21 protein-coding genes are annotated in these 22,617 nt (G+C 62.6%); 6 read left to right on the top strand and 15 right to left on the bottom strand.

Going from position 1 to position 22,617, the window contains the following annotated elements; genetic code table 11:
- Window positions 1–12: 12 nt before the first annotated feature.
- Together metH and P9292_RS24860 are read left to right on the top strand one after the other, a co-directional pair.
- Window positions 13–2,730 carry a methionine synthase gene (gene metH, locus P9292_RS24855; protein WP_309964169.1) on the top strand — a complete coding sequence of 906 codons (2,718 nt, stop codon included), beginning with the start codon at window positions 13–15 and terminating at the stop codon, window positions 2,728–2,730.
- Window positions 2,731–2,873: 143 nt separating this feature from the next.
- Complete coding sequence (locus tag P9292_RS24860; protein ID WP_250462726.1) at window positions 2,874–3,080, top strand: hypothetical protein; 207 nt, start codon at window positions 2,874–2,876, stop codon at window positions 3,078–3,080.
- 103 nt (window positions 3,081–3,183) lie between these two features.
- On the opposite strand, the gene P9292_RS24865 is transcribed toward P9292_RS24860, so the two are convergent.
- The gene (locus tag P9292_RS24865) at window positions 3,184–3,510 is read right to left on the bottom strand and encodes a DUF1840 domain-containing protein (protein ID WP_244826828.1); all 327 of its coding nucleotides are present in this window, start codon (window positions 3,508–3,510) and stop codon (window positions 3,184–3,186) included.
- A 254-nt stretch (window positions 3,511–3,764) separates the two neighbouring features.
- Here P9292_RS24865 and argS point away from each other — a divergent pair, with 254 nt between their 5' ends.
- From argS to P9292_RS24885, 4 genes are all read left to right on the top strand, one after another.
- The gene (gene argS / locus P9292_RS24870; RefSeq protein ID WP_309961711.1) at window positions 3,765–5,549 is read left to right on the top strand and encodes an arginine--tRNA ligase; all 1,785 of its coding nucleotides are present in this window, start codon (window positions 3,765–3,767) and stop codon (window positions 5,547–5,549) included.
- Window positions 5,550–5,682: 133 nt separating this feature from the next.
- Entirely contained in the window at window positions 5,683–6,426 is a 744-nt protein-coding gene (locus P9292_RS24875) for an SPOR domain-containing protein (protein WP_244826826.1), read from the top strand.
- Window positions 6,427–6,529: 103 nt separating this feature from the next.
- The gene (locus tag P9292_RS24880; protein WP_244826825.1) at window positions 6,530–7,177 is read left to right on the top strand and encodes a thiol:disulfide interchange protein DsbA/DsbL; all 648 of its coding nucleotides are present in this window, start codon (window positions 6,530–6,532) and stop codon (window positions 7,175–7,177) included.
- Between the two features lie 15 nt (window positions 7,178–7,192).
- Window positions 7,193–7,966 (top strand): SDR family oxidoreductase, encoded by a 774-nt coding sequence (locus tag P9292_RS24885; protein ID WP_309841153.1) that lies wholly within the window; start codon window positions 7,193–7,195, stop codon window positions 7,964–7,966.
- 58 nt (window positions 7,967–8,024) lie between these two features.
- On the opposite strand, the gene P9292_RS24890 is transcribed toward P9292_RS24885, so the two are convergent.
- From P9292_RS24890 to flhD, 14 genes are all read right to left on the bottom strand, one after another.
- A complete protein-coding gene (locus P9292_RS24890) occupies window positions 8,025–9,335 on the bottom strand; it encodes a DUF3443 domain-containing protein (protein ID WP_309841152.1) in 1,311 nt (436 codons plus the stop codon).
- A gap of 18 nt (window positions 9,336–9,353) precedes the next feature.
- Entirely contained in the window at window positions 9,354–9,863 is a 510-nt protein-coding gene (locus P9292_RS24895; RefSeq protein WP_370652116.1) for a DUF2844 domain-containing protein, read from the bottom strand.
- Window positions 9,864–10,184: 321 nt separating this feature from the next.
- Window positions 10,185–10,856: a protein phosphatase CheZ gene (cheZ, locus tag P9292_RS24900; protein WP_244827944.1), complete on the bottom strand. Its 672-nt coding sequence runs from the start codon at window positions 10,854–10,856 to the stop codon at window positions 10,185–10,187.
- Window positions 10,857–10,894: 38 nt separating this feature from the next.
- A complete protein-coding gene (cheY, locus tag P9292_RS24905) occupies window positions 10,895–11,290 on the bottom strand; it encodes a chemotaxis response regulator CheY (protein WP_244826821.1) in 396 nt (131 codons plus the stop codon).
- A 54-nt stretch (window positions 11,291–11,344) separates the two neighbouring features.
- Window positions 11,345–12,469 carry a chemotaxis response regulator protein-glutamate methylesterase gene (locus tag P9292_RS24910; RefSeq protein ID WP_244826820.1) on the bottom strand — a complete coding sequence of 375 codons (1,125 nt, stop codon included), beginning with the start codon at window positions 12,467–12,469 and terminating at the stop codon, window positions 11,345–11,347.
- Window positions 12,466–13,233 carry a chemoreceptor glutamine deamidase CheD gene (gene cheD / locus P9292_RS24915; protein WP_309961713.1) on the bottom strand — a complete coding sequence of 256 codons (768 nt, stop codon included), beginning with the start codon at window positions 13,231–13,233 and terminating at the stop codon, window positions 12,466–12,468. The genes P9292_RS24910 and cheD overlap by 4 nt, the downstream gene beginning before the upstream one ends.
- The gene (locus tag P9292_RS24920) at window positions 13,230–14,159 is read right to left on the bottom strand and encodes a CheR family methyltransferase (protein ID WP_244826818.1); all 930 of its coding nucleotides are present in this window, start codon (window positions 14,157–14,159) and stop codon (window positions 13,230–13,232) included. The genes cheD and P9292_RS24920 overlap by 4 nt, the downstream gene beginning before the upstream one ends.
- Window positions 14,160–14,306: 147 nt before the next feature.
- Entirely contained in the window at window positions 14,307–16,124 is a 1,818-nt protein-coding gene (locus tag P9292_RS24925; protein WP_309961714.1) for a methyl-accepting chemotaxis protein, read from the bottom strand.
- A 46-nt stretch (window positions 16,125–16,170) separates the two neighbouring features.
- A complete protein-coding gene (cheW, locus tag P9292_RS24930; protein ID WP_244826816.1) occupies window positions 16,171–16,689 on the bottom strand; it encodes a chemotaxis protein CheW in 519 nt (172 codons plus the stop codon).
- A gap of 22 nt (window positions 16,690–16,711) precedes the next feature.
- Complete coding sequence (gene cheA, locus P9292_RS24935; RefSeq protein ID WP_309961715.1) at window positions 16,712–18,973, bottom strand: chemotaxis protein CheA; 2,262 nt, start codon at window positions 18,971–18,973, stop codon at window positions 16,712–16,714.
- 63 nt (window positions 18,974–19,036) lie between these two features.
- Window positions 19,037–19,417: a response regulator gene (locus tag P9292_RS24940; protein ID WP_244826814.1), complete on the bottom strand. Its 381-nt coding sequence runs from the start codon at window positions 19,415–19,417 to the stop codon at window positions 19,037–19,039.
- 77 nt (window positions 19,418–19,494) lie between these two features.
- Entirely contained in the window at window positions 19,495–20,478 is a 984-nt protein-coding gene (motB, locus tag P9292_RS24945; protein WP_244826813.1) for a flagellar motor protein MotB, read from the bottom strand.
- A 16-nt stretch (window positions 20,479–20,494) separates the two neighbouring features.
- Window positions 20,495–21,355, bottom strand: a complete 861-nt coding sequence (motA, locus tag P9292_RS24950) for a flagellar motor stator protein MotA (protein ID WP_244826812.1) — start codon at window positions 21,353–21,355, stop codon at window positions 20,495–20,497.
- Window positions 21,356–21,804: 449 nt separating this feature from the next.
- Window positions 21,805–22,128 carry a flagellar transcriptional regulator FlhD gene (gene flhD / locus P9292_RS24955; protein WP_309961717.1) on the bottom strand — a complete coding sequence of 108 codons (324 nt, stop codon included), beginning with the start codon at window positions 22,126–22,128 and terminating at the stop codon, window positions 21,805–21,807.
- Window positions 22,129–22,617: the final 489 nt, after the last annotated feature.

The raw sequence follows: 22,617 nt of genomic DNA on the forward strand, positions 1-22,617 counted from the left end.
ATAAAAGACACCATGACCGACCACACCATGCGCCTCTCCGGCCTCGAGCCATTCAACGTCACCGACAGCTCGCTCTTCATCAACGTCGGCGAGCGCACGAACGTGACCGGCTCGAAGGCGTTCGCGCGCATGATCCTGAACGGCCAGTTCGATGAAGCGCTCGCCGTCGCGCGTCAGCAGGTCGAGAACGGCGCGCAGGTTATCGACATCAACATGGACGAGGCCATGCTCGATTCGAAAGCCGCCATGGTGCGCTTTCTGAATCTGATCGCCTCGGAGCCGGATATCGCGCGCGTGCCGATCATGATCGACTCGTCGAAGTTCGAGGTGATCGAAGCCGGTCTCAAATGCGTGCAAGGCAAGGCTATCGTCAACTCGATCTCGCTCAAGGAAGGCGAGGACGCGTTCCGTCATCACGCGAACCTGATCCGTCGCTACGGCGCGGCATCCGTGGTCATGGCCTTCGACGAGCAAGGGCAAGCCGATACCTTCGAGCGCAAGACGCAAATCTGCAAGCGCTCCTACGACATCCTCGTGAACGAAGTGGGTTTCGAGCCCGAGGACATCATCTTCGATCCGAACATCTTCGCTATCGCGACGGGCATCGAAGAGCACAACAACTACGCGGTCGATTTCATCAACGCCACGCGCTGGATCAAACAGAATTTGCCGCACGCCAAGGTGAGCGGCGGCGTGTCGAACGTGTCGTTCTCGTTTCGCGGCAACGACCCCGTGCGCGAAGCCATCCATACCGTGTTCCTCTACCACGCCATTCAGGCGGGCATGGACATGGGCATCGTCAACGCGGGCCAGCTCGGCGTTTATGCCGATCTCGACGCCGAGTTGCGCGAACGCGTGGAAGACGTCGTGCTCAATCGTCGCGACGACGGCACCGACCGTCTGCTCGAAGTCGCCGACAAGTTCAAGACCGGCGCGGCAAAAAAGGAGGAGAACCTCGAATGGCGTAATCAGCCGGTCGAAGCGCGTCTGTCGCATGCGCTCGTGCACGGCATCACGAACTTCATCGTCGAAGATACGGAAGAAGTGCGCGCGAAGATCGAGAAGGCAGGCGGCCGGCCGATCAACGTGATCGAAGGGCCGCTCATGGACGGCATGAATGTCGTCGGCGACCTGTTCGGCGCGGGCAAGATGTTCCTGCCGCAAGTGGTCAAGTCCGCTCGCGTGATGAAGCAGGCGGTTGCGCATCTAATTCCGTTCATCGAAGAAGAGAAGAAGCGTCTCGCCGATGCAGGCGCCGACGTGCGGCCGAAGGGCAAGATCGTCATCGCGACCGTGAAGGGCGACGTGCACGACATCGGCAAGAACATCGTCTCGGTCGTGCTCCAGTGCAACAACTTCGAAGTGGTCAACATGGGCGTGATGGTGCCCTGCGCGACCATCCTGCAAAAGGCGAAGGAAGAAGGCGCGGATATCATCGGGCTCTCGGGACTCATTACGCCGAGTCTCGAGGAGATGGCGTACGTCGCGTCCGAAATGCAGCGCGACGACTACTTCCGTGGCAAGCAGACGCCGCTTCTGATCGGCGGCGCGACGACTTCGCGCGTGCACACCGCCGTGAAGATCGCGCCGCATTACGAAGGGCCGGTGGTGTATGTGCCGGATGCGTCGCGTTCGGTCTCGGTGGCGTCGAGCCTGCTGTCGGACGAGGGTGCGGCGAAGTATCTCGACGACCTGAAGACCGACTACGACCGCATCCGCACGCAACACGCAAACAAGAAGGCGCTGCCCATGGTCACTTACGACCAGGCGCGGGCCAACAAGACGAAGATCGACTGGAGCGCGTATCGGCCGAAAAAGCCGGGCTTCATCGGGCGGCGCGTGTTCAAGAATTACGATTTGGCCGAGTTAGCGACTTATATCGACTGGGCGCCGTTCTTCCAGACATGGGATCTCGCGGGCCCCTACCCCGCGATTCTCAACGATGAAATCGTCGGCGAATCGGCGCGGCGCGTGTTCTCGGACGGCAAGTCCATGCTCTCGCGCATCATCCAGGGCCGCTGGCTTCAGGCGAACGGCGTGGTCATGCTGCTGCCCGCGAACACGGTGAACGACGAGGACATCGAAATCTATACGGACGACTCACGCTCGCAAGTCGCAATGACATGGCGCAATCTGCGTCAACAAAGCGTGCGTCCGATTGTCGATGGCGTGCAAAGGCCGAACCGCTCGCTTGCCGACTTCATCGCGCCGAAAGATTCCGGCGTGGCCGACTACATCGGCATGTTCGCGGTGACGGCGGGCCTTGGCGTCGACAAGAAGGAAAAGCAGTTCGAAGCCGATCACGACGACTACAGCGCAATCATGCTGAAGGCGCTGGCCGACCGTTTCGCCGAAGCATTCGCCGAAGCACTGCACGCGCGCGTGCGTCGCGATCTGTGGGGCTATGCGGCAAACGAAACGCTGGACAACGAATCGCTCATCGCGGAAAAGTACGCCGGCATTCGCCCGGCGCCGGGTTATCCGGCGTGCCCGGATCACCTCGTCAAGCGCGATATGTTCGAAGTACTTCAGGCAGGCGAAATCGGCATGAGCGTGACGGAGTCGCTTGCCATGTTGCCGGCCGCGAGCGTGTCGGGTTTCTATCTCGCGCACCCGGAGAGCACGTATTTTTCGGTGGGCAAGATCGGCGACGACCAACTTGCGAGCTTCGCCGAACGCATGGCGATCTCGAACGCGGATGCGGAACGCGCCCTCGCGCCGCAGCGCTAATGCTGCAAAACAACATATGCAATCTGTGATAACGAAAAAAATGCACGCTATCGGCGGGAAAATTTTGATTTCCGTAGACTTGTAGCCGCGATAGGTCGTCACCACGACGGCCACGCATTTCTTTTCGTCACGGAGAAAGTCGCATGAAGAAGATGACGTCCGCCGTAACCGTAGCGCTTGCGGCAGCCGTACTTGCAGCATCGAGTTCGGCTGCGTTCGCGCAGGCCAGCACCACCACGGCGTCTTCGTACTCGCCGCCCGTTACCGAGCACAAGAAGAAGCCGAAGAAGCCCAAGAAGCCGAGAGCGTCCGCCAAACCTGCTCCGGCGGAAGGCGGTCAGTCGCAGTAAGCGGCAGCATCGCGACTCAGCCGTCTGACGTTATGTCCGCTGCAAAGTAAAAACCCGCATCGTCGCCGATGCGGGTTTTTTTATTCGCCGATGCAACGAACGTTCAGACGCCCCAGAGAATGTCCGTATGCTCTTTCTGCGCAAGACGCAGCATGTCGAGAAACGGATAAGCGCGTTGCGCAAGCCCGATGGGAATCTCGTGCGGTTCGTGACCGTCCTCGCCTTCGTGGAAGTGGCCGTCGTGCTCGGCGCGCTCTTTCTTGTCCGTCGACACGGCGGCTTCGAGTTTTTCGATAGCCGCAGGCAGTTCGTCGTGAGTGATGACGCCCCGTTCGTTCAGCTGTTTACCAATGATGCCAAGCAGATACTCGGCGAGGTTTTGCAGCATCATGACGTCCGGAGCCGCGCTGGTTTTGAAAGTGATCAGCATGGTTAGGTCCTTTTCTTTATGTTGATATGCAGCTTTGAAAGCTGCACGATGTTGCCGCGAGTCGCGCCGACTGCCCGGTATGCACCCTGATTCGACATATTAGCACCTGCTAAAATCCCGCTTTACGCGTAGTTTGATTCCCGCGGCCTGTCGAGGCCCCTTACGGCCGGACCAGCATCGCGTCGCGCATCCGCGCGCACCGCCCTCGCCTACGCCACACCACATCGGACTCGCTCCACTGGATCATTTTCAGCATGCTGCCCGCACACAAAGAAACCTTAGAAACGCTCCTCACCGACGCGGTCAAGCAGGTCGCGCAAGCCACGCAGGGCGCGACTGAAGCGGCCTTCGTCGCGCCGACCATCGTGCTCGAACGACCGAAGGTCGCGGCGCATGGCGATGTCGCCTCGAACGTGGCGATGCAACTCGCCAAGCCACTGCGCGCCAATCCGCGTCAGCTTGCGCAACAAATCGTCGATGCGCTACTCGGCAACGCAGCAGCCAAGGGGCTCGTGGAAGGCGCGGAAGTCGCGGGACCGGGCTTCATCAATCTGCGACTCGCGGCAACGGCGAAGCAAGCCGTGATCCCGGCAGTGCTGTCCGAAGGCGCCGCATACGGCGACTCTAGGCGCGATGCAGGCAAGCAAGTGTTGATCGAATTCGTCTCCGCGAACCCAACCGGACCGCTGCACGTCGGTCATGGCCGTCAGGCCGCGCTTGGTGACGCGCTCTCGAACTTGCTCGGCACGCAAGGTTACGCGGTGCATCGCGAGTTCTATTACAACGACGCAGGCGTGCAGATCGGCAACCTCGCCATCTCGACGCAAGCGCGTGCGCGCGGCTTCAGGCCAGGCGACGCCGAGTGGCCGGAAGCGGCGTACAACGGCGAGTACATTGCCGATATCGCGCGTGATTACCTGGCGGGCGCAACCGTCGCGGCGAAAGACGGCGAGCCGGTCAAGGGCGTGGGCGATGTCGAGAATCTCGAAGCCATCCGCAGCTTCGCGGTCGCTTATCTGCGTCACGAGCAGGACATGGATCTGACCGCGTTCGGCGTGAAGTTCGATCAGTTCTATCTGGAGTCGTCGCTGTACAAGGAAGGACGCGTCGAGCAGACCGTCGAGGCGCTCGTGGCTGCCGGCAAGACCTATGAGCAAGAGGGCGCATTGTGGCTGCGCACTACCGACGACGGCGACGACAAAGACCGCGTCATGCGCAAGACCGACGGCACCTACACCTACTTCGTGCCGGACGTGGCGTATCACGTCGCCAAGTGGCAGCGCGGCTTCACCAAGGTCATCAACGTGCAGGGCTCGGACCACCACGGCACCATCGCGCGGGTTCGCGCTGGGCTGCAAGGGCTCGGCATCGGTATTCCGAAAGGCTACCCCGACTACGTGCTGCACAAGATGGTCACCGTCATGCGCGACGGCCAGGAAGTCAAGATCAGCAAGCGCGCCGGAAGCTACGTGACCGTGCGCGATCTGATCGAATGGTCGGGCGGCATGACGCCCGGCAACGAAGCCGCGCCCGATCAACTGGACGAAGACACCATCCGCCGCGGCCGCGACGCCGTGCGCTTCTTCCTCATTTCGCGCAAGGCAGATACCGAATTCGTCTTCGATATCGACCTGGCGCTCAAGCAGAACGACGAAAATCCGGTTTATTACGTGCAGTACGCCCACGCGCGCATCAGCACGATTCTCAACGACTGGAAGGAGCGCTACGGCGGCGATCTGGCCCAGGCCGCGCACGCCGATCTCGAGCCGCTGTCGAGCCCGCGCGCCATGGCATTGCTCAACAAGCTCGCCGAGTATCCGGAAATGCTCTCACACGCCGCCGAAGAACTGGCGCCGCATGCCGTCGCTTTCTATTTGCGCGACCTCGCTGGCGAATTTCACTCGTTCTACAATGCGGAGCGCGTGCTCGTGGACGAACAGAAGGAACGCGACGCGCGCATCGCGCTGCTTGCCGCGACGCGTCAGGTGCTCGCCAACGGTCTCGCGACCATCGGCGTGTCGGCTCCCGAAAAGATGTAATGGTCAGAAGACGTCCGTCGCGCCGAAAACACGACTTTCGACGCGCGCGGAGGGCTGCCTGGCGCGGACTTGGCTTTAAGCCACCGTTATAATCGTCGGCCAACTCGAAGACTTTTTGCAGGTGATTCATACGATGGCAAAACCACGTCGCACGTCGAAGCAGTCGCAGTCGAAGCAAACCGGGGGTACTTTTCTCGGCATCGTGCTGGGCCTGATCGTCGGGCTCGCGATCGCCGTGATCGTCGCGCTATATATCACCCGCGCGCCCACGCCGTTCGTGGCGAAGGTTGCGCCGCCGCCCTCCGACACCAGTTCCGCGCCCGCCGCGCAGCCTTACGATCCGAACCGTCCGCTGCAAGGCAAGACGCCTGGGCAGGCCGTGCCGCAAGCCGCGCAACCCACGCCACCCAATACCGCGCCGGGCCAGAGCACCAATCAGACGCAATCGTCGGGCATGCTGGACGAACCGCAGATCGTCGAAGTGCCGCCTTCCGGTTCGGCCGCGTCCACGCCGAGGAACGGCAACGCCGCGAATCCGAAGACGCCCGACAACGCGACGAGTTCCGCCGCCGCCACGCCCAAGCCGAGCTCGACGACGGGCACGGCCAAGACCACACCGCCCGCTCCTGGCGACGTCAACACGGGTTACTTCCTGCAGGTCGGCGCGTACAAGACTCAGGCCGACGCGGAACAGCAGCGCGCGCGGCTCGGCTTCCAGGGTTTCGAATCGAAGGTGACGCAGCGCGACGCGGGCGGCGTGACGTACTATCGCGTGCGCGTCGGCCCGTTCGCGAAGTTCGAGGACATGAACACGGCACGCCAGCGTCTGTCCGATGCAGGCGTCGATACCGCCGTCATCCGGTTCTCGAAGCAATGACGGGCGTGGCCCGCGTCGTAATCAACGCGATGCGGGCCGGCTTTAAGCTCGGCTTAAGCGTCGTATGTCCCACTTATGGACCCTCTGTGCTTCCTCTCAAATCATGAAAAAACTGCTTAGCGCCCTCGCTCTTTCTTTCGGCATCGCGGCTCTTTCGCTGAGTGCGGCCAATGTCGCATCGGCGGCGCCCGTTTCGGGCAAGGACTATACGGTGCTGTCGGCGCCTCAGCCGGTCGGCGCGCCCGCGGGCAAGGTCGAAGTCATCGAATTCTTCTGGTACGGCTGCCCGCATTGCAACGAATTCGAGCCGTACATCGAGACGTGGGAAAAGAAGCAAGGACCGGACGTCGTGTTCAAGCGCGTGCCGGTTGCCTTCCGCGACGACTTCATCCCGCACTCGAAGATGTATCACGCGCTCGTCGCGCTGGGCGTCGCGGAGAAGGTCACGCCGGCCGTATTCAATGAGATCCACGTGAAGAAGAACTATCTGCTGACGCCCGAGGCGCAGGCGACCTTCCTTGCGACTCAGGGCATCGACAAGAAGAAGTACATGGACGCGTATAACTCGTTCTCGACGCAGAGCGACATCAAGCGCGACGCCAAGTTGCTGCAGGACTACAAGATCGACGGCGTGCCTACCGTCATCGTGCAGGGCAAGTACGTCACGGGTCCGGCCGCGACCAACAGTCTGCAAGGCACGACCGACGTGATGGACTTCCTCGTTCAGCAAGTTCGCGACAAGAAGATGTAATCGACACGGGCCGGCATGAACGCAGTTCGTCTCAAGGTTTTCCTGACCGGCGCGTCGAGTGGCATCGGCCTCGCTTTAGCCGAAGAGTATGTCAAGCGCGGGGCCGTACTCGGCCTCGTCGCCCGTCGCGTCGATTCCCTCGCGGCATTCGCCGCCCGCCATCCGCAAGCCTCCATCTCGATCTACCCCGCCGACGTGCGCAACGCGAACGCGCTTGCCGATGCCGCGCGCCGTTTCATCGAAGAACACGGTCCCGCCGATATCGTGATCGCCAATGCAGGCGTAAGCCGTGGCGCCCTCACCGGCCACGGCGATCTCGAAGCCTTCCGCGCCGTCATGGACACCAACTACTTCGGCATGGTGGCCACGTTCGAGCCGTTCATCGCATCGATGACGGCGGCGCGAAGCGGCACGCTCGTCGGTATCGCGAGCGTCGCAGGCGTGCGCGGGCTGCCGGGATCGGGCGCCTACAGTGCGTCGAAATCGGCGGCGGCGAAGTATCTGGAAGCGTTGCGTGTGGAAATGCGGCCACAAGGCGTCGCGGTCGTGACCATCGCGCCGGGCTACGTGCGCTCGGAAATGACGGCGCACAATCCCTATTCCATGCCCTTTCTCATGGACGCGGACCGCTTCGCCGCCAAGACCGCCGACGCCATCGCGCGCAAGGTGCGCTACGCGACCTTTCCATGGCAAATGCGCATTGCAGGCATGCTGCTGCATGTCATGCCGCGCTGGCTCTACGACTTCATCTTCGAACGCGCGCCACGCAAGCCGCGCGACGGCCAATAAAAAATCCGGCAACGCGCTCAACGCTGCCGGATTTTTTTGCTTCGAACTTACTGGCCGATCAGAACGCCACGTAAGGCGAGCTTCCCTGCGGATCGTAGCCGACATACACGTGCCGTCCGTAGAAGAACGGCATGCCGAAGTCGAAGAAGCCCGTCATGCCCAACTGACCGCCGAGACTGTCGAATGCGTACTTCCCGCCGCCCGAGGTCAGCGTGCGCGCGCTTACGAGACTGAACGGCACGGTGGCGGTATTGCCCTCGCTGCCGGTGATCGTGGCCGACAACTGTTGCTCGGAACTCGGGCAATAGAACGAACTCGTGCTCGAACAGAGCGTGAAGCTGTCCTGGAAGAAGTTGCCGTTCGAGCCGGTATCGAAGAAGGTCTGATACGTCGTGCCCTTGTAGGAGCCCGTCAGATCGCCGAATTGGTCCGTGCCGTACTTCGTGACGCCCGAAAGCGAGTTATTGCTCTGCGTGCCAATGCCGAATACCAGCGTGCCGGCGGCACTCGCCGCGCCGTTGTCTGGAATGGGCGGCAACTGCACGATCACGCCGTTGTTGTCGGTCGGAAAGCGCATGACCGGGTTGACGACCTGCTGCGCGAGCGGCACTGCCGTGCCCGTGCAGTTCGTGCCGTTCTGGCAGGAGAAGTAAGTCGCGTTGAGCGCGGAACTCACGCAGGACGTGCCGCAGTCGTAGGTCGCGGGACCGACGCCGAGAATGCCGTTCGCGCCGATATCAGCGGTCGTCGCTTCGTCATTGCCCGATGGGCAGCCGTTCATGCCGGACGGCGCCGAGGTCGAAGCCAGATCGCCGATAATCTGCAACGGCACGTTGCTCGCGACTTCGGTACCGATACGCACATCCGCCTGACGCACCGTGCCCCACGTATAGCCATCCGCGAAACCGGCGCATTCGGCGAGCTGACCGCCGTTCCCCGCGCTCGTGACAGGCAGGCTGCCCAGTACCGACTGCGCCGCCGTGTTCAGGATACGCAGGCCGTAGGAAGCGGTATCGAGCTGAATGTTGTCGATGGTCTGACATACGTTCGTGCCCGGCGCGCATACCGTCACCGACACGTTCGGAATATTGACGAAGCCCGCCACACCCGCGTTGACGCTGATCGGCACGGCGTTGGTGCCGTTAGCCGCAACGGGCTGCGCGTTCGCCGTGCTGGTGGAACCGCCGCCGCCAACCGAGCCGCCGGATGAGCCGCCGTTCGAACCGCCGTTCGAGCTGGATTTGTTGTCGTCGCCGCCACCGCCGCATGCGGCCAGCGCGAACGCGAGGAACAGCGCGCCGAGCCAGCGCACGCAGTTGCGTGCGCTCGAAGAAGAGGAAGCGCCGAGGCCGAGTGTAGTTCTACGCATACTGGGTTCTCCCGTCGCTTACTGAATGTCGCTGGCGGATACGCCGGCGGGCAAGGATTGCGGCAGATAGGCGCTGCCGGCAAATGCACCCATGTGTCCGCCCGAGCGCACGACGAGACCCGAATCCTGCACGCTCACCTGACCGCGTGCGCCGCGCTCGGCGCGTTGCGCGAGCAGGCCTTGCTGATACTGCGGGAAATAGCTGCCGAGCAGCGTGGCCAGGTCGGGCACACGCGGTCCGCGCCAGGCGATGCCGAACACCGTGCCTTCCGTGGACAAATACTCGTTGACGATGGTGCCGCTCGCAAGCGTGGTCGACCGGACCGTATAACTCGAAGCGCTGGCAGACGACGCGCCCGAGGCGGCCACGGCTGCGCGCACGACCGCATTCGTCGCCGTGGCGCCCGGTGGCGCGGTGAGCGGATCGCCGCCAAGCGCGGCCAATGCCGGTGCCGCGGCGCAGATGCCGAACGCTCCCGCTAGCAGAACGAAGTGTCTTTGCAGATGCCCAAGACGGGGTTGCTTCAGTGCCTTCACTGGGCCTCCTGATATTCGCTGTCCATGATGTTTGACGCCGCCGGCGCACTCGCAAGCGGCCGGCTCATGACGTTCCGGTGACGCAAGGACCGCCGATTTGCGCACCGCCAGGGTGCCGCACAACCGTCAGTATGCCAAAGTCCTCGGAATTGTCCGAACGTTCGCCAGCACGCGCCGTTTGCGTTTTGGCGAATTGGACCGGAAACAGTGCGATTCATTCACACGAATTTACGACGCGCGCGAAAAAACGCGACGCGCACTCTTCGTGCGCGCCGCGTCATTCGCGGCCGGGAAAGCCGCCGATGCAGGAGCTTAAAAACCCAGGCTCGCCAGCAGGTCGTCTACTTGCGACTGATCCTGCACGACATCGCTGCGGCCTTGCGGATTGATCTGCGGACCGTTGAGCAAGGCTTCCGGGCTGCCGCTCGAAGAGACGAGCGCCGCCGCCGATGCCGCGAACTGCTCGCGCCGCTCCGGTGCGATGTTTTCGAGCAGCACGCCAAGCAATTGCTGTTCGATGAGATACACGACATCCGTGATCTTGTTGATGACCTGTCCGGTCAAATCCTGGAAATCCTGCGCGAGCATGATTTCGAGCAGTTGCGCATTGGTCGCCTGCGTCTTCGCCGGAACGCTTTGCAGAAACGTGCGCGTATCCGCGAGCAATTCGCCCGCTTCGCCCTGTCCGAGCGGCGCGCCGTACCATTGCTCCCAGCGTGCATCGAGCGCCTGCGCTTCGTGCTGCATCGCTTCTTGCATCGGCTTCGCGAGTTCGATCGCGTTGAGCGCGCGCTCGGCAGCCTGCTCGGTCATCGTGGCGACGTACTTCAGGCGATCGCGTGCGTCCGGAACGGCAACGGCTGCCGCTTCCACCTGCTTGTCGAGGCCGAGTTCGCGCATCGAGTCGCGCAGCGTGCGCGTCAGTTGCCCGATGCGGGCGAGAATCCGGTCAGTGGACTGATCGTTCTCGATCTCCGCCTGCATGAGCGGGGCGGCAAAATCAGTAGTCAGATCGTTCACGATCAGCTCCCCGCTTTGGCCATCTTCTCGAGAATCTTGCTGAGCTTCTCGTCGAGCGTGGCGGCCGTGAACGGCTTAACGACGTAACCATTCGCACCGGCTTGCGCCGCCGCGATGATGTTTTCCTTCTTCGATTCCGCCGTCACCATGAGTACCGGCAAATGCGAGAGGTTGGCGTCCGCGCGAATCTGCTGCAGCATGGCGAGGCCGTCGAGGTTCGGCATGTTCCAGTCGGAGATGACGAAGTCGAAGCCGCCGCCGCGCAGTCGCGCGAGACCGGCGGCGCCATCTTCGGCTTCATCGACGTTCGAATAGCCGAGCTCTTTCAGCAGATTGCGCACGATACGGCGCATCGTCGGAAAATCGTCGACGACGAGGATCTTCATGTTCTTGTCCATCACTACTCCCGGTTGTTTCAATGCGGCGCGACGCCGCGAATCCAAAGTGAAAAATCAGACGCGCTGCACGCGTTCGCCCATCGAGGCAAGCCGCGCCATGACGCGCCGGCTCATTTCGTTGAGCGGCGCGATTTCGCTCGCACCGCCCATTGCAATTGCTTCGCGCGGCATGCCGAACACCACGCAACTCGCTTCATCCTGCGCAAGCGTGTAAGCGCCCGCCTGCTGCATGTCGAGCAGGCCGGCCGCGCCGTCGCGGCCCATGCCGGTCAGGATCACGCCGATCGCGTTCTTGCCCGCGTGCTGCGCGGCCGAGCGGAACAGCACATCCACCGAGGGACGATGCCGGTTGACCGGCGGCGCGTCCGACAGATGCGCCACGTAGTTCGCTCCGCTGCGCGCGAGCACCAGATGCGCGTGGCCCGGCGCGATATACGCGTGGCCCGGCAAGACACGCTCGCCGTGTTCGGCTTCCTTCACCGTGATACGGCATAGTCCGTTCAGACGCTGCGCGAACGACTTCGTGAAGCCGGGCGGCATGTGTTGCGCGATCAGCACGGCGGGCGCATCGGGCGGCAGCGGCACGAGCACTTCGCGGATCGCTTCCGTTCCGCCCGTCGATGCCCCGACGATCACCAGCTTTTCCGTCGATACCAACGGGTTGTTCAAATGCGGCGCGGGCCGCACGGCCGCAGCCGACCCCGCGCTGGCGGGCGCGCTCGCCGCATGCGTCGTCTGCCGCACGCGAGCGCGCGACGCCGCGCGAATCTTGTCGGCGAGCTTCTCCGCGTAATCGAGCATGCCGTCGCGGATGCCGACTTTCGGCTTCGTCACGAAATCCACCGCGCCGAGTTCCAGCGCGCGCAACGTGATTTCGTTGCCGCGCTCGGTCAGCGACGACACCATCACGACCGGCATCGGCCGCAGGCGCATCAACTTTTCCAGGAAGTCGAGGCCGTCCATGCGCGGCATTTCGACATCCAGCGTCAGTACGTCCGGGTTATGCAGCTTGATGAGCTCACGTGCGACGAGCGGATCGGGCGCGGTCGCGCACACGTGCATGTCGGGCTGCGAGTTGATGATCTCGGTCATCAGGCTGCGCACCAGCGCCGAATCGTCGACGCACAGTACGTTGATCTTCGGCGTCGCCGGCTTGTTGTTCGCGTTGACGATACTCATGCTTCCTCCGCCGCTCTGGTGCTGCGCGGCGCACGCGCCAGGCCGCTGCTGAAAAGCTCGGCCCGGGGCTTTGCTCCCGCCGCACTCGATGCGCCGAACAGTTCCACGCGCGGCTTGCCCGTGGCGCCCACCGCACCCGGCTTCGTGTTGAATAACTCGACCCGCGAGCGTGCCTTTGCGAGCCGCTCCGCGCGTTCTTCCGGCGTGCGTTGCACGAGCGCCTGCTCGCGTTCCACCACCACCGGCTCGTGCGCGGCCTTCAGTTTCTTGACCATCACTTGTCCCGAGCGCGGCATGAACGCCACCTTGCGCGGATGCATGCCCTGCAAATCCTCGGCGACGATACGAATCTTTTCCAGCGCGAGATAACGCCGCACGAACTCCGAATTACGATCGCCGATATTGATGGTCGTCATGCCCGCGAGCACCGCGCCGCCGCCGAACACCTTCGCTTCGAAACGCTCACGCCGTCCGCCGCGCTTGATGAGTTCGTTGATCAGCACTTCCATTGCATAGGCGCCGTAGCGCATCGAATCGGACGCCGCCGCCGACGCATCCGAACCGTCGTCGGGCAACATGAAATGATTCATCCCGCCAATGCCCGCCGTGCGATCGTTGATGCACGCCGCCACGCACGAGCCGAGCACGGTCACGAGCACCATGTCTTCGCTCGTCATGTAAAACTCGTTCGGCAGGAGCTTCACGCCCGGCTTCTGAAAGTGATTGTCGAAATACAGATTCGACGCGATCGGCAGGCCGCTCATGCCACTTCTCCCGCCAGCGCCTTCGTCTGTTTCGCCGCGCCCGCGTTCTTCATGTCGCGCGTCAGTTCGTACACGGTCTGGCCGCGCAGACGGAACGCCTGCGACACGTACGTGAAGTTTTCCGAGTGTCCCGCGAACAGCAGGCCGCCCGGCTTCATCAGCGGATCGAAGCGCGACAGCACGTGCGATTGCGTCGGCTTGTCGAAGTAGATCATCACGTTGCGGCAGAAGATCGCGTCGAACGGACCCTTGATGTCGTAGCGCGCATCCGTCAGATTCACGCGGCCGAAGTTCACCATCGCGCGCAGCTCGGGACGAACCTTCACGAGGCCCGCATGCGCGCCCGTGCCCTTCAGGAAGAAACGCTTGAGGCGGTCCGCCGGCAGCGTCTTCACCTGATCGAGCGAATACACGCCGGCGTCGGCCTTGGCGAGCACCTGGCTGTCGATATCGCTTGCGAACACCGTGCACTGGCGCGCGGCGTGATCGCCGAGCGCTTCGACGAGCGTCATCGCGATCGAGTAAGGCTCTTCACCCGTCGATGCCGCCGAGCACCACACCGACACCGGTTGCTGCCGGCGCTTGGCGAAGTCCGCGAGAATCGGAAAGTGATGCGATTCCCGGAAAAACGCGGTGAGGTTCGTGGTCAGCGCATTGACGAAGGCTTCCCATTCGTTGCTGTCTTCGTTGGCTTCCAGCCGGTCCAGATACAGCTTGAACGTGTCGATGCCGCATGCGCGCAGACGGCGGGCGAGACGGCTGTACGCCATGTCGCGCTTGTGGTCGGAGAGCGAAATGCCCGCGCGGCGATGGATCAGTCCGCGAATGCGAGCGAAGTCCGCTGCCGTGAATTCGAAGTCGCGTTCGACTTCGGAGCCGCGCGTGCCGGCGGCCGGGTCGATGCGTGCGTTGCGCGTTGCCGTCATGATGCTTCGTGCTTCCCTGGCGTCTTCTTCGGCGACGCGCGCCGTTGTGTCGTTGAATGCGACCTTGCGTGGCTTTGTCGTTGCTGTTCTCCGCGAACGGAGCTCGTGTCTAAAGCCTGCATGGTCGCTGCTGTTTGCAAACCCGGCTTAGAAGGTTTCCCAGTCGCCGTCGTCCGCGGTCGTCGCCTTGGCGCGCGGTGCGCTCACGGCGGCTTTCGCTGCCATACGCGGCGCGGGCTTCTTCGCTGGCTGTTGCGCTTCGCTTGCCGTTACCTTGATAACGGCCGGTTCGCGCGCGACGTTAGCCTCGTGCGAAACTTTTGTGGGTTCGGCGCGCTTGAACGTCTTCGCCTTCGAGACGGCAGCCTTCGGCGCCACGCGTGTAGCGGGCGCGGCAACGGTCTTGGTGCCTGCTTCGATGCGCCATTGGCCGACCACGTCCTTCAGTTGCCGCGTCTGCTCTTCGAGCGATGCCGCGGCAGCCGCCGCTTCCTCGACGAGGGCCGCGTTCTGTTGCGTGACGCTGTCCATCTGCGTGACGGCGCGATTCACCTGCTCGATGCCATCGGACTGCTCTTCCGATGCCGCGCTGATCTCGCCCATGATGTCGGTCACGCGGCGCACCGCCTGCACGATCTCGCCCATGGTTTCACCGGCGCGCGTGACGAGTTCGGAGCCGCTTTGCACCTTGCCGGCCGAGTCGCCGATCAGCGCCTTGATTTCCTTCGCCGCCGCCGCGCTGCGTTGTGCAAGCGAGCGCACTTCGCCCGCCACGACCGCGAAGCCGCGTCCTTCCTCGCCTGCACGCGCCGCTTCCACGGCCGCGTTCAACGCGAGAATGTTGGTCTGGAACGCGATGCCTTCGATCACGCCGATGATGTCCACGACCTTGCTCGAACTCGATGCAATCGCGTTCATCGTATCGACGACCTGCTCGACGACCTGACCGCCGCGCGACGCGATATCCGACGCGTTCACCGCAAGCTGGCTCGCCTGACGCGCGTTGTCCGCGTTCTGCTTGACCGTGCTCGTCAACTCTTCCATGCTCGACGCCGTTTCCTGCAGCGACGCTGCCTGTTCTTCCGTGCGTTGCGAGAGGTCCGTGTTGCCGCTCGAAATTTCATGCGCGCCGACATCGATCGATTCCGCGCCGCGATGCACCGCACCGACCATATGCGTCAGGTCCGTTCGCATGCGTTCGATGCCCGCGAACAGACGCCCGATCTCGTTCGTGCTGTCGGTATGCGCCGACTTCGTGAGATCGCCGCGCGAGATGCGGTCGAAGTGATCGACGGCGTCGTTGATCGGCTGCACGATAAGGCCGCGCAACGCGATGCGCGTCCCGATGAGAATGAGCACCGACAACGCGAGCAGCGCGCCGATGGTCAGGCTAAGCGTCGAGATGTGCGACGCCGTGTTCGAGCGCGATTCTTCCGCGTGCTTCTGCTGGAACGCCACCGCCGCGACTACCGCCTGATCGAAGGACACGAACATCGGGCTGATCTTCGTATCCGCGATGGCGTGATACGCGGCCATGTCGTTCGCGCGGATCGCGGTGAATTCCGGCTCGACGCCCGTCTTCACGAGCGTGTCGTGCTGCGCCACGAGCTCATCGAGCGTGGTCTTCGGCAGCATCGGCTTATGGGTGTCGAGATAGAGCTTCCAATTCTCGTTGCTCTTGTCGAGCAGATACTGGCCGCGGTCCAGCGCTTTCTTCGCTTCCGCGTCGTTGCCCGCTTCGGCGAGCGAACGCACGCGGTCGAGCGTGATGCGCGAGCGCAGCAGATACGACGAGGTCTCCGCGAGCGCGCGCATCGCGACCATGTCTTCCTGCGCGAGCGACGTGAGCGAATGGCTCGCCGAGTTCAGGCCGACGAGCGACAGCGCGCCGATCACGGCCGCGCAACTGACGAATAGCAGTCCGACGAGCGTGAGCATCGTGCGGATCGACAACTTCTTGAACATGTCTTTCTTCCCTGAGCCCGCGCTTCGGTACACGAACGCGGTTGTTTTAAGCGGCAACCGAGTCGATCAATTCCATCTCGCGGCTCGTCATGAGCTTCTCGATGTCCATCAGAATCAGCATGCGGCCATCCACGGTGCCCAAGCCCGTCAGATATTCGGAGGTCAGCGTCGCGCCGAATTCGGGCGCGGGCATCACTTGCTCTTGGGTGAGCGTGAGGACGTCCGAGACGCCGTCGACCACCATGCCGACCACGCGATGCGCGACGTTCAGAATGATCACGACCGTCTGGTTGTCGTACTCGACGCGACCCAGATTGAACTTGATGCGCATGTCCACGATCGGCACGATGATGCCGCGCAGATTGATCACGCCCTTGATGAACGAAGGCGCATTGGCAATGCGCGTCACGTTGTCGTAACCGCGAATCTCCTGCACCTTCAGGATGTCGATGCCGTACTCTTCGGCGCCGAGCGTGAACACCAGAAACTCTTGTCCGGCGGCTTCCGCGTGTTGCGCGTCGCGACGCGAAGACGTCGCGGAATGGATGTTTTGAATGTCTGCCACGGTAACTCCTTCGATGCGGGTGTTAATGAGCGTGCGCGCTGTGCTGCACACGCGATTCGCGGTTGAGCGCGGCCACGTCGACGATCAGCGCGACGCTGCCATCGCCCAGAATGGTCGCGGCTGAAATGCCGTGCACCTTGCGATAATTGGTTTCGAGATTCTTCACGACCACTTGCTGCTGGCCGACGAGTTCGTCGATCAGCATGGCGAAGCGCCGGCCTTCGGTCTGCATGATGGTGACGATGCCTTGCGTGGGCTCGGTGCGCGCGTTCTCCACGTCGAACACGGCATGCAGCGCCACGAGCGGCAGATACTCACCGCGCACGCGCACCACGCGCTCGCCGTTGGCGACCGTGTAGATGTCTTCGGCCACCGGCTGAAGCGACTCCATCACGAAGTTGAGCGGCAGAATGAAGATCTCGCTGCCGACCTTCACCGACATGCCGTCGAGAATCGCGAGCGTGAGCGGCAGCACGATCTTGGTGGTCGTGCCCGCGCCTTCACGCGACTTGATTTCGACGTGGCCGCCCATCGACTGGATGTTGCGCTTGACCACGTCCATGCCCACGCCGCGGCCGGAAATGTCCGTCACCTGTTCGGCGGTCGAGAAGCCCGGCATAAAGATGAGCTGCCACACTTCCTCGTCGCTCATCGACTCGGAAACCTGCATGCCCTGCTTCTGCGCCTTCGCGAGAATCTTGTCGCGGCGCAGGCCCGCGCCGTCGTCGCTGACTTCGATCACGATGTTGCCGCCGTGATGCGCCGCCGACAACACGAGCTGGCCGGTCGTCGACTTGCCCGCCGCGCGACGCGCTTCCACGGTTTCGATGCCGTGGTCGAGCGAGTTGCGCACGAGGTGCGTGAGCGGATCGATGATGCGTTCGATCAGGCTCTTGTCCAGTTCGGTCGCCTGACCGAACGTGACGAGTTCCACGTCCTTGCCGAGCTTGCCCGCGATATCGCGCACGAGCCGGGGGAAGCGGCTGAATACGTAATCCATCGGCATCATGCGGATGGACATGACGGCTTCTTGCAGATCGCGCGCGTTGCGTTCGAGCTGCGCCATGCCGTTGAAAAGACGGTCGTGCAATGCGGGATCGAACGTGCTCGTCGTTTCCGCGAGCATCGCCTGCGTGATGACCAGTTCGCCCACCAGGTTGATGAGCTGATCGACCTTCTCCACGCCGACGCGAATCGAGCTGCCTTCCGCCGATGCGGCCGCTGCCGGACGCGCCTTTTTATCGGCATCGTTCGTATTGGCGTTGGCCGGTTTCTGTGACGGTTGGGCGGCAGTCTCCGGGACCGCCGCCGTCGCCGCTTGTTGTTTTTGTTGCGCCGTGGATGCAGACGCGTCGAGCGCCTGCGATGCGTCCGGCTGTTGCTGTAGCGCGTGATGCGCCGCCGTTGCCGGCGGTACTTCGACGGATGCGGCCGGCGACTGCGCCGACTGATCCGCCGCATTGCCACGGCCGATTCCGATCTGCGATTCATCGATCACGAAGCAGCACACGGCCACGATGTCGTCGGCGCTCACGTCCGACTCGAGCCAAAGCACGAGTTCGGCGTCAGTCTTCTTTTCTCCGACGATACTTCCCAGGTTACCCAGCTCCTCGGTCAAAGTCGCCAGGTCCTTCTCGCCCACCCCCCGTAGCGTAATTTTCAGGTGGGGTCCTGCTTCCGCTGCCGATGCTGCCGCAGCGGTTCCTGCAATCGGTGCGCCGTCCGTGACTTCGAACGCGCCGTCCCACGTGCCGTCGTCCTCGATCGCTTCCGCAGCCTGCGCGATGACATGCGCGGGCGGAGCGTTCGGGCCGTCGTAGGCGGGTTCGTGTTGTTGCGCCTTCTCGATGACGGCGGCGGCTTCTTCTATCACCGGTGCCGCCGGCGCTTCCGGGTCTTCGTGCTTCAGACGCTCGAGCTTCGCGCAGATCGCCGCGGCCGCAGCCGCATCCGGCTCGGCGCTCGCGCGATACGCGGCGAGCTGGTCCGAGAGCACGTCCTTCGTCGCGAGGAAGGTATCGATCATGTCGCGGCGCAGGACGAGTTCGTTGTTGCGCGCGCGGTCCAGAAGCGATTCGAGGATGTGCGTCGTTTCCGTGAGCGCCGTAAAGCCGAAGGTCGCCGCGCCGCCCTTGATCGAATGCGCCGCGCGAAAGATCGCCGCGAGGTCTTCCGGATCGGGATTCGCAATGTCCAGAACGAGCAGCAGCTGCTCCATCTGCGCGAGCAGTTCGTCTGCTTCGTCGAAGAAGGTCTGATAGAACTGGGTAATGTCGAGTGTCATGCTTGAGTCACCGCAGAAATGCTGTTCAGTCGCGTTATTCGGTCGAGGTTTGCTTCGTCTTGCTCAGTGCTGCTCTTCGGGTTCCGACAGTGCCGCCACCAACTCGGTCAAGAGCTCGGGATCGAGCGGCTTCTGAATCCAGCCGGTCGCTCCCGCCGCGCGCGCCGCGTCCTTGAACGCTTCGCTGTCCTCGGTCGTCAGCACGAGCACCGGCGTTGCCTGGTAGGCGTGATTCACCCGCAACTCCGCGATCAAATCGAGCCCGCTCTTGCCGGGCATGTGCTGGTCCGTCAGGACGAGATCGAAACGCTCGGCGAGGGCCCATTCGAGCCCTTCGTTGCCGTCCGACGCGACGGTCACTTCGTAGCCCGCCGTCGTCAGCGTGGCGGAGAGAATCTGCCGCATGGCGGCGGAATCGTCGATTGCCAGAATGTTCTTGATCATGTGTGTCTCTTGCGGTCTTGCCGGGTTGACGGCTAAAACGTGTGGAGTCTTGAGAGTCTTTCGCGCGGATTTCGCTTTTATTGCGGTCGCGCTTGGAATACGGGCGCGAGTTTGTCCAGCACGGGAGCCGCGCCCGCCGCGTTGTCGAATGTCGCGGGCGGCGCGCCGTCGTCGCGCAACATGGCGCTCTCCGCGCGCCGGTTGAGCACGATGATGCTGATGCGCCGGTTTTCCGGGTCCATCGCGTCCTTGCGATTCAGGTTCTGCGTCGATGCAAGCCCGAGCACGCGCAGCACCTTCGCTTCGTCCATGCCGCCGTAGATCAGCTCGCGCCGCGACGCGTTCGCGCGGTCCGCCGATAGTTCCCAGTTGCTGTAGCCCTTGTCGCCGCCGGCGTACTTCACGGCATCCGTATGTCCTTGCACGACTATTCGATTGGGCACGTCGTTCAGCGTCTTGCCTATCTCGCGCAAAATGTCGCGCATGTACGGCTGCACGGAGTCGCTGGAGAGCGCGAACATGGGCCGCTTCTGGGTATCGACAATCTCGATGCGCAAGCCCTGCTGGGTCGAATCGATGCGTATCTGCTGCCTGAACTGGCGCAAGGTCGGGTTGGCCTCGACGGCCGACATGAGCTTCACCTGGAGGTCGTGCAGGCGCTCTTGCTCGCGGCGTTCGATCTCGCCTTCGGCTTGTCTCAACGCGGCTTCATCGGGTCTTGCCGACGAACGCACCGCGAACGGCGTATTGCCTTCGGTGGTGCGCACCGTGCCGGGCTCGGGACTCGACAGATCGCGCCCGCCGCCCATGATGATGCTGGAGTCCATGCCGACGGTCTTGCCGCCGACCATCGCGGCCTTGAGCGGCGTGTTGAAGTATTCGGCGATACCGCGTCGTTGCACCGGCGAAGTCGAACTCAGAAGCCACATGAGCAGGAAGAACGCCATCATCGCGGTCATGAAGTCCGCGTAGGCAAGCTTCCACGCGCCGCCGTGATGTCCCTTGCGGCCCGCGACGATACGCTTGATGAAAATTGGCCGGTCTTTGTCGGGTGAGCTCATGGCGTCGTTCCTCGCTTCACTTCGCGCGGACCCGGCGCACGTGTTCTTCCAGTTCGGAGAACGACGGGCGCTCGGTCGAGAACAGCACCTTGCGGCCGAACTCCACCGAGATGGCGGGCGCATAGCCGTTCAGACTCGCAAGGATCGTCACCTTGATGCACTGAAACATCTTGGTCTGCTCGGCCACGCGCTGCTCCGCCACGCCCGCGAGCGGGCCGATGAAGCCATACGAAAGCAGAATGCCGAGGAAGGTGCCGACGAGCGCCTGCGCGATCATCTCGCCGAGAATCGCGGGCGGCTGATCGGCGGAAGCCATCGTGTGCACGACGCCCATGACGGCCGCGACGATACCGAACGCGGGCATGGCGTCGCCCACTTTGTGCAGCGCTTGTGCGGGCGCTTCGCCTTCGGCGTGATGCGTCTCGATTTCCTCGTCCATGAGGCTTTCGATCTCGAACGCGTTCATGTTGCCGCCGACCATCAGCCGCAGATAATCCGTCAGGAATTCGACGATGTGCTCGTCCGCGAGAATCTTCGGGTACTGACCGAAGATCGGGCTTTTATGGGGATCGTCGATATCGCTTTCGAGGGTGAGCGTGCCTTCCTTGCGCGCCTTGGCAAGCAGGACGTAGAGCAGGCCCATCAATTCCATGTACACATCCTTGTTGTACTTGGAGCCCTTGAACAGCGTGGGAATGACGCGCAGCGTCGACTTGATCGTCTTGATGCCGTTACCGAGGATGAATGCGCCGACACCCGCGCCCGCGATCATCAAGATTTCGACCGGTTGCACGAGCGCGCCAAGGTGGCCGCCTTCGAGCGCGTAACCGCCGAATACGGACAGCAATGTCACGAGCGTTCCAACGAAAATCAGCACAGTCGAGTCCTCAAGGTAGTTGCGGGATGACCGCCGTTATGTGGGTTTACGGCACGGCAAGGGAAAACTTTGGTGCATGACCGGGAGGTGAGGCAAACGCTAAAACCCGCGTGGGATGGGGCTCTGACGACATGCGGCGCAATGGCGCATGGCGCACGGGGACGCTACGGTGCGAATGCCTTTTCGTGCGGGCGATGGCTGCGTTTAGCTCTTCGCGATAAGCCAGTTGTTCGTGGTTGAAGACGAGTTGACCGCGAGACGTGCGTCGATCTGGCAGCGAGGCGGCTCAATGCATGGGTCGCCTGTCATGGGCCGCAGACGTATGCCGACCAACTTACGAGGTGTTGGCACGGCGGCCGCTCGTCTGATCGGTTCATGCCGGCTGCGCGCCGTTGCGTTCGGTCAGCGCTGTGAGCGTGCTACGCAAACGCCGCCGTGATCAGCTCGAATCAACGCGCAGATGAGCCGGCTTCTATCGCCAATGCATCCGCGAGGAGGGTCGCGTCCGGCGCTGCGCTTTTGTCCTTTTCGTCGAGTGACGAAAGGATGGCGTGATCGTCGAAGCGAAAGCGGCACAGCAAATGGCTCGACGACGCCACCCTCACCGCCTGCGCGGGCGAAAGCGAAGCCAGTAACTGCGCCACGTCGTCCGAAAGCGCCAGCCGAGCCATGGCCGAAGCGCGGTCCGCAAGCAATAGCTGCTGCGCCAGAAGCAAGTACGCGAGATTAAGCTCGCGAATCTCCGCGAGCGTGGTGGTTGTGCTGGCCGTCATCTTTTCCCCGAATCGATACCCGGCTCGTCAGGCCGTGCGGGAAACGTTTGCTCGGATCGCTCTGGATTGCGGCGATTCGGCCCCGCTCATGGTGTGGATTCGATTGTCGATGAGGCTTCGAGCGCGCGCCAATCGGATAAATCGACCGATTTACCGACGGAAAAGCCCGCGACGTCGTGTAAGAAAAATTCCTACGCGAAATAGTTGAACGGCTGTTTGAGCGAATCGGGAGCACCAAACTCAACTATCGGCTGCTTTTCATCTGACTTGAAACGCTGTGAGCACGAATCGCCCCGTGCCATGCGTAGAACCGGCCCATATGCCTTAGGCCCGATCCGTGCTACTTCAATGCCTCGCGGCAATGCCCTGCGTGCGTCGAATTCGTCTACGTCATTGATATCGATGCACTTTTTGACTTCGTAACAGCCGTTGTTTCGCGCTGTAACAAGGTTAAGCGTTTGAAAAATGAAGTGTAATGCCGCGCTCGAT

The sequence above is a fragment of the Caballeronia sp. LZ001 genome, assembly GCF_031450875.1.
GTDB lineage: Bacteria > Pseudomonadota > Gammaproteobacteria > Burkholderiales > Burkholderiaceae > Caballeronia.